We start from the raw sequence: 13,697 nt of genomic DNA, 5'->3' as shown, positions 1-13,697 counted from the left end.
ATACTCTTATGAAAGTAGAAAAAAACAAAATAGTATTTGCAGCTGTCTTGGCAGTGATTTTCATATTTCTCATTTCCTATTCTGTAATGGTTATGGGCGATGATGTAAGTGAAACGGAAAGCCTGCAACAAACCTTAGTGCCCGATTTGGATGAAAACCAAAAAGAATATGAATCTAAATTAGATGCCATTAATGATTTGAAGGAAGTGCGCGAAAACAATGCACCCAGCATCTACGATGAAAAACTGATTGATTCTTTGGGTTTTTACGACCCAGACTTGCCGGAACGTGAAAAGGAACGCATCGTCGATAGTATTTATGATGCCGGAAAGATTCAATATTCCGAAAAACGCTATCGGAATTTTGGAAGGAAAAGAGTAGCTCAAACGAAAACTTCAACAATTGATTCCGCTGAAATAAAAAGAGAACAAAAAATCGAAGCCAAAGAATTAGGCTTGGAACATCAATTGTTCTTTGCCGCTTCCCCAAAACCCAATGAAGTTTCAATCATTGGTAATACAGATGAAACTATATACGTGGTAGTAGATGGCGACCAAGTTGTAAAAGCGAATACCAGATTGCGAATGCGCCTGACTAAATCCGCTTCGATTAATGGTAAAAAAATGCCTAAGAATACACCTATTTTCGGCTTCATAAGTTTTCAGCCTAATCGTGCGCTCATTGAAATTGAAAATATTAAGCATCATCCCACGAAGCTCAAAGCATTCGATTTATCTGATGGTAGTGAAGGTATCTATGTACAGAACAATTTTCGAGCAGAAGCCACCACTGAAGTCTTGGACGATATTATTGGCGATATCAACATTCCTACCGTACCACAAGTTGGTGGTATATCCAAAGTACTCAGACGTAACAACCGAAACGTAAAAGTTACGGTATTGAATAATTATAAATTAATTCTAAAACCTAAATTATGAGAGCAACAATTTTAATATTTGCGATACTGATTTCCGCTTTCGCGAAAGCGCAAACAACTACAGTTCTCGATACCCTATATGCCAACGACACCAAAAACGTTGCATTATTCTTCCCTGAACCTATTCGGCAAGGAATAACCGGTTCAGATAATTTTGTATTTACTTACAATCGTGAAAAAGAACAGTATTTTGGACTTCTTCAGGCAAAGCCTGGGAAGGAAAGTAATCTGTTGGTAGTCAATAGAAATGGTTCAATTTTTTCGTATATTGTAAGATATAAAAAACAGCTATCTAAGCTCAATTATTTCATTCCGCTATCAAGTAGTATCGGAAATGAGAAACCAATTAAGGTCGATTCGATTCTTGCTGAATCTTCTGAAGAACGTGTAGATAATAGAGCGTATTACTATCAAAAATTCTGCTCGTATCTTCTTAACAGAAACCAGCGTATCGGTCGGATTAAGAAGCGAACGCAAGGCATTGTCTTGACTGTTGAAAATGTTGTTTTTGATAAGGAAGAACTCTACTTCGTTATCCAGATTGAGAATAATTCTACTTTGGATTACGATTTGAATTTCTTAAACCTTTCGATTGAAACAAGACAAAAAGGGAAAAGAAAATCGTTGCAACGCCTGTATCAAGAACCAACGTACAAACACAATCTGCCTTCAAAAATTGCAGAAAGTGAAACTGTGCGCTTCGTTTATGTATTGCCCAAATTTTCATTATCTAATGACCGTAGGGCGATTTTAGAATTGAATGAAAAGGATGGCGAACGAAACATTGAACTGAAAATATCACATAGATATATCAATAACCCAAATTAAGAATATTATGAAAAAAATTGTCGTTTTCTCGCTCGTACTGCTGTTCCTTTCTTGTGCCGATTCTGATACTAAAATTTCGGGACCAAGTGCCACAGCCCAAATCGTCATCGAAAGCTTTTATGAAAAAGATGAGGAAGCTTTAAAAGCCAACTCAACACCACAGGCATATTCTAATTATATGAATACTATAAATATGTTCAATGCGACGGTAAAGGATGATTCAAACTTTACAGTTTTGCAGGATACGATAATGGGTGATGTGGCTTGGGTAAAATATACTACAGCCTATGATAAGACACCGGGTCTTTTTAAACTGGTTAAGCAAAATGGCAAATGGTTGGCGGATGCGAGAGGCTCAAAGGATAAATCGCCTTTTTAAAAGGATACTTACTGATTTTTTTCGAGATTAATTTCCCAATAACCTTGTGTGCCACCGTGGCGTTTTATAAACCCTTTGGTTTTGAGCGCATTTATATGTTTGCCCACAGGGGATTCATTGATGCCTAAAGCTTCAGCTATTTCAGTATAAGTAATAGTAGTATTGGTTGCAATGAGTTTAAGTACTGCTTTTTGTCTTTTAGTAAGTTCATCTATAGCATCTATTGCACCACCTATTACACCACCCATTGCACCACCTTTTTGACCATCTACTCGACCTCCTTAATTTTATCTGAAAATCGACTTTGATGTAGCGTTGGCTCTTTATTCTTCCTCATCTGACATTTCGACGTTTTCTGTTAATGAAAATCCTTTTTGTCTAAACCAATTTTCACTTATTCTATTATTATCACTTTTCGGTAACGGTTTTGCTTCGTGAACCTTAAAAGTTGTCGGAAGATTTACCGAATGACCAAAAATCAAAGCGTGTTGAGTCGGAATAGATGGCATTCTCCTCAAAATTGTTTCGGAAATATGCGGTGTAATTTGTCGAATATGTGCAAGGTCTTCTGGATTTTGTATTCTGTGGACTATAAAATTACTGCATTGAGATAATACTGTTTTAGATAATTCACTTGGTCTTTGTGATGAAACCAAAAGTAACAGTCCAAATTTTCTCCCTTCTTTAGCAATTGAGTCAAAAATCTTATTTGCTTTAAGGAATGTTCCCATTGGATTACGTGAAATATATCTATGAGCTTCTTCCAAAATTAGATTTACTGGATATGAATTTCGAGGATTTATGTCCTTAACACTTTCATAAATAATACGAGATATAACACAAGATATTACTTCCACAATTTCATCTTCTACTGCACTTATGTCAATAATAGTTATTTGACTAGTTTTTAATTTTTGAGCTTCTACTTCATTTAATCCAATCAAACTGTTTTTATACTCACTTATATTGCCATCATCTTTTTTTAGAAAATTGAAATCCGTTCTGTCCTTGATACTTTTTACCCTTGTAATTAACGAAGAACAATAATCTCTAATATGTCTATTTCCGTGTGCTTCTTCATATAATAGAGCTAAATCGAGAGCATCTTCTATAATGTCAAATGTGAATTTTTGGTACTTTTCATAAGAAGGCATTTGAAATTTTTCTTGAATAAAAAGTGATAAACCATCTCCGTTAGTTTGCTCAAGGAAATAGTGTAATTGTTCAGTACCTACAATTACTCCAAAATGAACATATAAGCAGTTTCTTAAATTAAGTCTAACGTTTTGATTCCCAATACGTACAGAATTATGCTCTGTACCATCTTGGTCTATAAAAGTGAATTCTGTTGTTAATGATATTTCAGCTGTATTGAATTTTTGAAGTATCGATAATATCCTATCGGACTTTGATGGACTGCTAGTTTCATCTCTTAAAATCTCACTTATACACGTTGCTAAAATATGATTTTTGAGTTCATTGACATTTTCTCCAATAGAAAAAACAGATGCTAAACCTAGTGCATTTCTTAATATTGGTATTTGAGTTTTTTCTGTTGCTTGAAGAAGTAAAGCCCATTCATCAATAGTCAAAAACCAATGAGGTAGTGTAAATTCTTTTACATCCTTGTCTGAACTCCCTATACAGAAATTTTGCACTTCAATATCTGTGTTTTCAGATACCTCACTAAAAGCCTGTTTGTATTCGCCATTTACATCAAACACAATGAATGTACTTCCTACAGCACTATGATTTGATAGCTTATAAATAGACTGAAGAATTGAAGAAATTGTACAAGATTTACCACTTCCTGTATTTCCTAAAACAGCAGAATGACCAGCAAAGAATTTATCTATGTCAATTTTAACTTCATAATCTGGGAATATAGTGGAAGTACCAATTGAAAGCGTTTTATATCTTCTCTTTTCACAATCACATTTTTCTTTGTGTTCGCTAGATTTTTCACAAACTATCTCAATTTGTTCCTTAACATTAAAAATGGCATCAAGCTCTTTTTCTTTTATGTAAAGAACGTCTGTATATAATGCAGGATAAACGCTAACTCCAAATTCAAATTTATAATAATCTGGATTTTCATCAACTGGTTTTAGTGTGCCAATAGGAAGTATTTCTAGATATTTACCAGTAGTGCTTTTACTTAAAATTTGTTCTTTAGGATTACTAAAAGGTACATTTAGCTCTTTTTCTCGAACTCCAGATACTTCCGATACTATAAAGTAATTTTGATAGGGTAAAACAACGTAGCTGTTAAGTTGAGCAAAATAATGGATATCATCAAATCCACTAATGTTAAAATTATCAATTCCACTTAATAGTTCAACAGTAAATCTGTCTGAATTTATTGCTACTACTTTACCAATAACTCTTTGTTTATCTTCTCTATTCATTATCTTGGAAATAGAGTTTTTATAGCATTATCGATTTTGTCATCAATTTCGTCATTACTTAAGTCCGGTAATATTTGCTCAATAAAACCTTTGAAATAATGTAGACTTTCTCCGTTTTCTAACTTACCACCTACAATCCAGATTCTTGGGTCATTTAGTGATTTTAGTTTTTTGATTTCTTCACTTTTAGCAAAATCTCCAAACACGATTAATCGGAAAGACGGTATTGTAAATGCTTGATAAATAAGATTGTTTATATGCTCATCACTAAAGCTATATCCAAGAGAAATAAGTATGTTGTTATTTCTCATTAGTCTTTTCTGAAACTCTCTAAACAAATCTGAATATGGACTTCCCATACTTGCATTTTGTTTTAGAGGTGTAGGATGTATCATTATAACATCCTTTTTTTTGAGGTTTTCTAAACTTGTTTCTTGAATTTCTCTTACTCTAAAAAGTTTTGTTTGTTCCTCGTCCTGAACCCAGTTTATAGAACCGTGTATTTTGTATAGGTAAATGAAATTATCAATAACACTCCATTTACCTTGTGATAAATCCATTTTTTCAGCTAGTGCATAATTAAAAATGGTCGGATTAAAATATTTTTTTATGCCACCTGAAAATCCATTTACGTAATGTATTCCCAAACTGTCAAGTGCGATTTCAGAGTATAAATCATAATTTGTTGTAAATATGCTTGGTTTTGGAAGATTTGCATTTCTGTACAACAGTTTGCGATAAAACATTTTATAAAGATTTACTAAATCTATGTCGTCTTCATTACTACGTTTAGTCTCATTCAGACATTGTTCTAAAAGGAAATTTCTTGCTTTATCTATAATCCCTTTGACCTTATTAAATTCGTCCGTTCCATTTTGATTGGTGGTTTCATAAAAATAAATAAGACTGTGAAGCGTACCTAAAAAAGTTTCTAAATTGTTTTGAAATGTGGTTGACGTAATATCAAGTTTTACATCGTTTTTCAACCAATTTCGTTCATCTTCTATCAGAATGTTAGCATAAAAATTTGTAGCAAGAGGTGCCATTGTTGGTATACCTATTTCTTCCCATTCTTCATCTTTATTCTGAATTTGATAAGAGGAACAGCCAGAACCCAGAAGAAAGGACAGGTTTTTTCCATCAAGAACTTTATTGAAAGAATCTTGTATTTTATTTAGAAGAGCCGATTCACTTTTTTCGTCTGATTTGTCTTTTATTTTCTTTAGAACTTCTTCGTTTCCTTTGTAAAAATATAATTCAGATTCTGCCATTAATAATTTTTGTTTTAGTTTTTCAATTCAGTTAAAAAATTTTCAATTTGGCATTGGCTATTTTTTCCCTCTGTTCAATCTTCGGTTAGATAGCTTTTTCCATATACCATCCGCCAATTCAATTTCTTCATTTGTCAAGCCGTAATTTTCCTTTAATATTTTTTCATTCGTAATTTTCAATAATTCCGAAATATCTTTCTTTTCACGAATCATTTTGTCAATAATTGGCAACAATTCCGCATTCTTTTCATTGTAAGGCAAGAGTATTCTTCCCACTTCGTTCGGCATTAACTCCAATACTCCGCCACCGTGACTTCTCCCACAAATCTCAGCAAACGCAAAAGAGAGTGAATTATAATAACTAGCTGTCAAAGCTTTTATGTTCGTTTTCTCTTTTACAGTTACTCTGTGCATTGTATCTGTTGTAAAAGCCTCTGCTTCGTTGATTATGAGTTTTGGATACTTATTATTCCTCCTAATAAACAATGCATCAGATATTCTTTGTGATGGCACAATTTGCCATTCATCACGAATCCTGCATTTATAACCTTTGTGAATTTTCTTTTCTACTCCCCAAGCAATATATTCTCTAGCTCCAACAGAACCATTTAGTTCGTCCATTTTTGGAAATGATAAAAAGTGCGTTCTTGCTTCTGAATTTCTGTTTTTAATCCAGTCTTTTTCTGTGAAAATTGCACTTGGAACCTGAACGCTTCTGCCGACTAATGGTTTTGCATACTTTTCAAGATTGTAAAATTGCACAATAGAAAGCGGAACTGTGAAAAATGGATTTGAACCTGTTGTGATTCCAACTTCTACTTTTGCATATTCTTTAAGTCTTGGAATTATTTTGTCGTTTTGAAGTTTTTCTAAAAAGTCGATTTCGTTTTGTTCCAAGAAGTAAAAAGTCCATTTGTTTGATTTGAAATCAATTTTCTTTTTTGGACTTTTTAGTTTTGATACATCTAGTTTTTCTAGTTCTTCTGCATTTTTCAATTCTAAATGCTCAATCAAATGTGTTTTAGAATTGTTTTTCTCACACAACAATAGGACTACTTCTTGTTGTATGTCTGGAAATACTAACTTTTCAAAAGAAACAATATTTATTTTGTTGTAAAAATGAGCCAAGAACTCTCGTAAGGGTTGAGCATACGAAACTTGAAGTATTTCGGCAGGTAACACGAATCCAATTTTGCCTTCTTCTTTTAAAAGTAGGGAAGAGCCAACAACAAACGAAACCCAAGCATTGGTTAGTTTAGAACACTTTAGTTTGGCTTTGTCAAAAATTTGTGCAGCAAACTCTTGTTGCTCTCTGTCAAAATATTGGTAACGAATGTAAGGCGGATTTCCGACTACCAAATCAAACTTTTGTTTGGTATTAATACAGAAGTCGTGAAAATCCGAATTAATAACGTTGGTCTTGCCCAAGCCAATTTTTTTAGACTTTTCAGCTTCAACTTCATCAAATTCTATTGCAGTTACAGAATTGTATTCGTAACCTCCTTTTTGTATTTCTTCAAGGAATACACCATCTCCACAACTTGGTTCTAAAATATCAAGTTGTTTATTACCATTTAATGCCCATTTTAAAACAAATGATGCAATTGGTTCAGGTGTATAGAATCCACCCCTTAATTTTTCTTTTGATGCTTCTTTAATTAGTTGCATAAATTTCAGAAATTAAAGGGATATTGCTATCAGCTTCTCCCAAGTTATACAAATTTTTTAGTGTCTCGTCTAATTCAGTTTTTAGATTGTCGAATTGTCGTTGTAAAGGAATTAGTAACCTTTTATTTCCGTTGCTTTTATCTATTTTTCCTTGAATATCAATTAAATTTTTTTGAATTTTTGCTATTTTATCGTGAATATCTTTCTCCGATTTATTCTTAAAATCAATAAGCTTGATAGGTAGTTTTTTGAGCACTTTTGTTCCTCGTGCTATATAACCACCTCTGAAGACTTCTCCAATTAGTGCAGAAAACCACTCCAAATATTTAGAGTTCAATAAAGCTTGAATATAGTAGATTGAATAAGGAAAGTAATCAGGTAAAGTAATCATACAATAACCTGCTGTACCACCAGAAGATATTAAAGTTCCAAAGTAGTCAATTGCGTATTTGTTGCCCTGTGCTAAAACTCCAACAATAATTTTCGCAGGTACATCACATTTATCTAGACTTTGATGTCTGCCATATCTGTACCATTCGTTTTTTGTTTCAGGTTCAGGTTTAATGTCTCGTTTATCATTATCAAGTTTGTCCTTGTAATGATTTAAAAAATTATATGTTTCAGGATAGTTTGCCTTTAAGTCATCAATTTCTACAAACTCAATTCCCTTTTTGGTTTTTAGATAAGGATAAATAACAAATGAATTTGGCAAAAATGGGCGATAGGTGTACAGATTATCGTCTCCACTTGAAGTCTTAAAATATGGTCTTGTTAAAGTTTCTTCAACTTTCCATTGAATACCGTCTTTTATGAAATAAAGAAAGTCTTTATCTTTTTTTTCTATCGAATGAATATAAACGTTATTGGCACTTGTTTGAATACCATTGTATATATTTTCAGAACCAATAAGCTCCTCTAATGTATTCGATTGTGAAACAATAGATGTATAAATTGGTTTTAAAATACTTGGATAAAGGACCCAACCATCTGCTTCTAAAGAATCTATATTAAATTCGTCAAAATTTTCTGAACCAATATTTCTTGTTTTCCAATTTTTGAACGAATTTACTTCAAGATATTTGACTTGTTCTAGTTTTTCTTTTTTGAGAATTAAGAGACAAGTATAAGTAGTTTTGTTTTGAAAAACTTGATTTGCCCCAAAGGATATTATTTGCTGTATTGCTTTGTTGTCAACAAGTAATTCTCTCAACTTCTTACCAGCTCCAACCTTCGCAAACTTACTTGGAACTATATAACCAAAATATCCACCTTCCTTTAAGAGTTCTAGACCTCTTTCAATAAAAAGAAAGTATTTGTCAAACTGTTTGTATGATGAATTGAATTTTGATTTGTAAATGGGTAATTCAAGAGGTGTAAACTCTTTCATATGCTCTGTAGCCAAATATGGCGGATTGCCAACAACAACATCGAAACGAGTTTTACCAAAATCAAAAGGGTTTATTTCATTTTGATTTTTTTTATTTGTTTCTGATGTCTCAATTAGGCTGTTTCCAAACTGAATATTTTGGTCAAGAGTTGGTAATGCAGGTGTTGTTATTGTTGCATTGTCTTCATTTTCTAGAAGTTTTAATAGCAAACCAAATTTACAGGCTTGAACAGCATTGTAATCTTTGTCAATACCAAAAATGCAACTTTCTAACACTTTTCTTTTGATGGCAAAAGGCAATTTAAATGTATTTATTGCTGTCTGAATTAATCTTTTGTGGTCGTTTAACAAATAGAAATCGACAAGTGTATCTTGCAATAATTGATAAGTTTCCAGCAAAAATGCACCTGAACCACAAGCAATATCTGCAAATGATGAGCTTAAGATTTCTTTGTCAGTTTTGTTTTTACAATGCTCTACAACTGTTTGCCTTAGAATATCTTGAATGATAAAAGTTGGTGTAGTTACAATATCTCTGTCAACATTTTCAGGTTTCTTTTTTAAGAGAATTTGCCCGTTTTCTATAGCTAGTTGTTCTCCAAGAAATATTTCATAGATGTTTCCTAGAATGTCCGAAGCAAAAACTGAAAAGGAATAAGTACTTTCAGGGAAATATAAATCTTTGATGATTTCCCAAAATGCAGAAGAGCTATCAGAAACTACTTTTTCCGTTAACGGTTGATTAAATAAACCTGCGTTATATTTTTTGTCTGCTTCTTTGAATTTTTTGATGAGCGAAGCGAAATCATTATTTTCTGCAAAGTTTAAAAGCGTTTTATAGGTTTCTAAATTTCGGTCCTCACAAACTCTTAAAAATATGATACTATTGATATAAGATTGAACAATATCGTTTAATTCTTCAATGCTTAGTTCAGGTTTATGCGAGTAAATTTCTTTACCTAAAACGATTCGCCATTCGTTAATATGGGAAAGGAATAAATCATCTACACTTGAAAGTTTTAACTGTTCTTCAATTTCTTTCCAAGTTTCATCAAATTCTCCAGAATAAACAGCTTGGTTGCTTAGTTGTTTTTTGATTTCCTCAAAAGCTGATTCATATTCTGTATAGTGATAAAGATTGATTCTAGATTTCGTTACTGCATCATCTTTTCCAACTTTTTGTGAGCAATCATAGATTGCCAAATATTCAAAATTTGATAGAACTGAAATTTTAAGTTTTGCGGTAAAACCATATCTACGTATTTGCTTTGCAGGTTCGTTATCGTTTTCAATTTTTACATTCGGTTTTTTGGCTTCTAAAAAGAATTTTCGCTCTGAAAATAGTCGAAAAGTATAATCAGGCTTTTTTGTGTTAGAACTAGCATCTGCTTTTAGTCCTTCTTCAACTAAGACTTCACGTTCGTTAGTTGGCTTTCCAGTCGAGTTTTTAATATCCCAACCAAGCATTTCAAATAATGGGTCAAGAAAATCAGTCCTAAGCTGAGTTTCGTTGTAGTCCGCTTTTAGGTATGCGTCTCTATTCGAATGATATTTTTTAATAAGGTCTTTAATGTTCATATTTATTTCAAGTCCAATGAACCTTGTTTAAGATTCTTATTTTTTAAATATTTAATTTTTTCTTCTGCCACTTTCAGGATTTCGTTGGTATTTTCTTCTTCAATAATCTGATAAGCTACTTTGTCGCTAAAAAGAATAAGTCCAAGAGTTTTTTCCTCAATTCCGAACAATTCCGCCAAAACTGGAAGCATTTCTTTATTAGCACTTCTTTCTCCACGTTCAATTTTCCCCAATGTTGATGGGTCAATGTCAAGTTTTGATGCAACTTTTCTTATCGGAAGATTTTGGTCTTCCCTCAATTTCCGCAAGTACTCTCCAAACGATTGTTTCGTATTCATTTCCTTATATTTTTCCTGAAAATATATTCAGGACAATAATTGTCCAAATGTAGTTATTTTTTTTGGGTTCCAGTGAGAAGAGCGGTGGGAAACTTAAGCTCTAATGCTTTTTTGAGCGTTGGATTTAGCGTTGGCTAAAAACAAATGTGCTTGAATATGCGGTTGGCTTTTCAGCTTGCAGGTATAGTTATATCGCAACTAAATATACATATATCACGTAAATTTTTAGGGATAAAGAAGCTTATTAAGATATTCCGCTTTGAAAATTTATACTTCTCCATCACTTAAAAATCGACCTCGCCTCATCATAAACCCTCTCAAAATTAGCTTCTAAATCAACATTTGAATACTGCTTCGTTTCCTGCGGAAGCTCTCTTTTAATATTAGACAGTTTAAACTGTACCTTCTTGTCCTTCCCATCCGCATACGTAATAAACTCGCCTTGCTTTAACCTGAAAAATACATCTGCTCGTATTTTCGGGATTTCCTTTTCGCCTGTGGTAATACGTGTATCAAAATCCAGATTATGACCACGACTTACGCTTTTGGTTGGGTCTTTGATGATTTCAAAAAAGCGTTCGTAGTATTTGGCGGTGTCTGGGTCGTTTACTTTACCAAAAAACTGGTATGATAAATTACTCAAAATTGCCTTGCTTGCCTTATCGCCATACATCATATCGTTTTGTATTTTATCCTGCATTACATAAATCGTAGCAATATTGTAGCTTCTCAATGTTGCCGGAATGCGGTGCATATTTAACAAGCGAATGGTTGGTGCTTCTTCCATTAATAAAAATGAGGGTTTGGAATTACGCACACTCATTTGCTTTGTAATAGTGTGAATAATGGTTGCAATTACTGGCGAATAAGACGTTTCATATTTTGGATTGTTCACTACCGAAATTATGGCAGGATTATCCTCACCATTAATATTCAAAGGTACTTCGTCTGCGGACAATGCCATAAAAATCCGTTGTGTGCTAATTCGTTTCAGCGCATTTGCCAAAGTACTTTTTACACCAGCGGTCTGTCTGTCAGAATCCTTACCACTAATAAAAGCATCTGCCATTGCTCTCGATGTGGTGTTGGTTTCCAAAAACTGCACGAGGCTATCCGTATCAAGGTATTGGTAGATAGCTATTAAATGAGGAAGTGTGCAAAATTGCGGATAGGTAGTTTTTAGTTTCCAGATTAACCCACCAATCAAACCTTCAGCGGCATCGTTAAAGAACTTTGTAGTTCCGGTTGTTCCACTTTCTCTTTGCTCTAAAAGATTTTCAATTAGCACTCTTGAAACCTCGTTTACGCTTTCCTCGCTCTCTAAATAGCGTGGTGCAATGGGATTTACCCGATGGATGATTTTATCGAAGGAAATGACCTTAAACGGCATATCGTTATCCTTAAAAAGTGGATATGCCATTTCGGTCAATTCAAAATCTTTATAGTCGTGAATAATTCCGCAGAAGCGCTCTTTCCGGAAATGCTTCAAAAATCCATAAATCACACTTTCAGTCTTACCACTTCCCGCAGAGCCGATGACGGATGCGCCACGTTTAATATTATCTAATTTGAAGTTCCCTTTGTTTGTAGCAAAATTGACTTGGTACTTGGTATTTCCGTTTTGTACATTTTCAGTTTTATGCAGAAATACATATAGTCCTGTATTAATTAATAGTAGAGGACAAACCAAATAGAGTAATAGCGATACTAATTCGTTTCCCTCTGAAATATAGAACACAAAAATTGAAAGCAATATAAAATTCAAAAGAAACGCATATCTACTTACCCGAAAAAACGCATAGAAAACAGTACTGGCTAAACCAATAATTGAAAGTATCGTTATGAGATTGTTTATTTCCATACTTAGACTCCTATTGAACTTGATTTTATGGCCACCTCTACGCCACGTCTTAATCGCTTAAAAACTCGAAGCGCAATTTGTGCCTGACTTACTGGAATACTTGGTACTATTGGCAATCCAGATTTTGTAATCATTTTAAAAGCCAATGCTTTTTCATTTGCTGGTAATTTCATCAAAGCAGCGAAATATAGATTGGGATTTTTTACAAAATCCTTTCGTGCTTTATAGGTCTCGGCAAAATTGCGTTTGTAGCCAAATTTTGTATCGAAGGTTTTTTCTGCTTTGTCGAAAAATTTGTTTCGGTCAAAACCCCGTTTTACTTTTTTTCCGTGCATTTCAACCTCTGAAGCTTTGTGTTTACTACCAGGTGAAAGACTTACGGAATTGGAAGCATCTTTTCGGCTTACGATGATGTGAATATGACTTTGGTTTCCATCTTTTGGCATTCCCTGTACAATCCGTTTTCCATTTTGTTGATGTGGTGCTTGGCGTTCCAGTTTGGCAATTTCCCTGTTCATCTTTTTAGTACTCCCTTCCGCTCGTCCGTCTTGAATATTTCGTATTTCAGTTTTGAGTTGAAGTATTTTTGTCGCGAAAGGTTGGTTCTCTTTTATCTGAATATCTGTGCCTTTAAAGGTTCGTTGATGTTCAATTTTCGCATAGTATTTTATGTCATCAATAGTTATAGGTCGCCCACTTATTTCCCGATTGAAACTCGACACATAATCCTTCATCAGCTCACGAGTGTAGGTTTTTAAATCTTGGCTATTGTTCTTTAGTTTTCGTAATTCATACTTTGAAGGACTGACCGTAATCGAATAAAACTTGGGTTCTTTCTTTTTTAATTTTGCGGTATTTCCATCAATTTCTTTGACCACTTCTTCAGCGGAAATTTCATCGCCATATTGATTGAAAAAGTGTTCCATATCTCGTTGCTCTAAACCTTCATTTTCTTTTTCTAAATAGCCTACAAAATCCGCTGAACTTTGGCTATAATTACCACCCATTTTTTGAGCTGTGATTGTGATATACATAGTTCAAA

General features: G+C 33.5%; 11 protein-coding genes. 3 read left to right on the top strand and 8 right to left on the bottom strand.

Features of this window, described 5'->3' with window-relative positions; all coding sequences use genetic code 11:
• Positions 1-8: 8 nt before the first annotated feature.
• The 3 genes from traM to LCI24_RS05480 are packed head-to-tail and all read left to right on the top strand — an operon-like array spanning position 9 to position 2,144.
• Positions 9-938, top strand: a complete 930-nt coding sequence (gene traM / locus LCI24_RS05490; RefSeq protein WP_274639508.1) for a conjugative transposon protein TraM — start codon at positions 9-11, stop codon at positions 936-938.
• Positions 935-1,765 carry a DUF4138 domain-containing protein gene (locus tag LCI24_RS05485; protein ID WP_274639507.1) on the top strand — a complete coding sequence of 277 codons (831 nt, stop codon included), beginning with the start codon at positions 935-937 and terminating at the stop codon, positions 1,763-1,765. The genes traM and LCI24_RS05485 overlap by 4 nt, the downstream gene beginning before the upstream one ends.
• Positions 1,766-1,772: 7 nt before the next feature.
• Positions 1,773-2,144: a hypothetical protein gene (locus LCI24_RS05480; RefSeq protein WP_034260987.1), complete on the top strand. Its 372-nt coding sequence runs from the start codon at positions 1,773-1,775 to the stop codon at positions 2,142-2,144.
• 8 nt (positions 2,145-2,152) lie between these two features.
• Here the strand turns inward: LCI24_RS05480 and LCI24_RS05475 are convergent, their stop codons facing one another.
• The 8 genes from LCI24_RS05475 to mobB form a co-directional block, all read right to left on the bottom strand.
• Positions 2,153-2,392, bottom strand: coding sequence for a LexA family protein (locus LCI24_RS05475; RefSeq protein WP_274639506.1), 240 nt, complete (start codon positions 2,390-2,392; stop codon positions 2,153-2,155).
• A gap of 75 nt (positions 2,393-2,467) precedes the next feature.
• Positions 2,468-4,552 carry an ATP-binding protein gene (locus LCI24_RS05470; protein ID WP_121666344.1) on the bottom strand — a complete coding sequence of 695 codons (2,085 nt, stop codon included), beginning with the start codon at positions 4,550-4,552 and terminating at the stop codon, positions 2,468-2,470.
• On the bottom strand, positions 4,552-5,823 hold the full coding sequence (locus LCI24_RS05465) for an SIR2 family protein (protein WP_121666345.1): 1,272 nt from the start codon (positions 5,821-5,823) through the stop codon (positions 4,552-4,554). The genes LCI24_RS05470 and LCI24_RS05465 overlap by 1 nt, the downstream gene beginning before the upstream one ends.
• A 57-nt stretch (positions 5,824-5,880) precedes the next feature.
• Positions 5,881-7,491, bottom strand: a complete 1,611-nt coding sequence (locus LCI24_RS05460) for a class I SAM-dependent methyltransferase (RefSeq protein WP_274639505.1) — start codon at positions 7,489-7,491, stop codon at positions 5,881-5,883.
• The gene (locus LCI24_RS05455; RefSeq protein ID WP_274639504.1) at positions 7,478-10,456 is read right to left on the bottom strand and encodes an Eco57I restriction-modification methylase domain-containing protein; all 2,979 of its coding nucleotides are present in this window, start codon (positions 10,454-10,456) and stop codon (positions 7,478-7,480) included. The genes LCI24_RS05460 and LCI24_RS05455 overlap by 14 nt, the downstream gene beginning before the upstream one ends.
• Positions 10,457-10,458: 2 nt before the next feature.
• Positions 10,459-10,794: a helix-turn-helix domain-containing protein gene (locus LCI24_RS05450; RefSeq protein ID WP_121666347.1), complete on the bottom strand. Its 336-nt coding sequence runs from the start codon at positions 10,792-10,794 to the stop codon at positions 10,459-10,461.
• A gap of 280 nt (positions 10,795-11,074) precedes the next feature.
• Complete coding sequence (locus LCI24_RS05445; protein WP_121666348.1) at positions 11,075-12,655, bottom strand: type IV secretory system conjugative DNA transfer family protein; 1,581 nt, start codon at positions 12,653-12,655, stop codon at positions 11,075-11,077.
• A gap of 2 nt (positions 12,656-12,657) precedes the next feature.
• On the bottom strand, positions 12,658-13,689 hold the full coding sequence (gene mobB, locus LCI24_RS05440) for a MobB family relaxase (RefSeq protein WP_274639503.1): 1,032 nt from the start codon (positions 13,687-13,689) through the stop codon (positions 12,658-12,660).
• Positions 13,690-13,697 lie beyond the last annotated feature (8 nt).

Origin of the sequence: Tenacibaculum larymnensis (genome assembly GCF_028829235.1) — a bacterium.
GTDB lineage: Bacteria > Bacteroidota > Bacteroidia > Flavobacteriales > Flavobacteriaceae > Polaribacter > Polaribacter larymnensis.
Note: the sequence above shows the minus strand (reverse complement) of the source record. Positions and strands in the feature narration are given on the sequence as shown.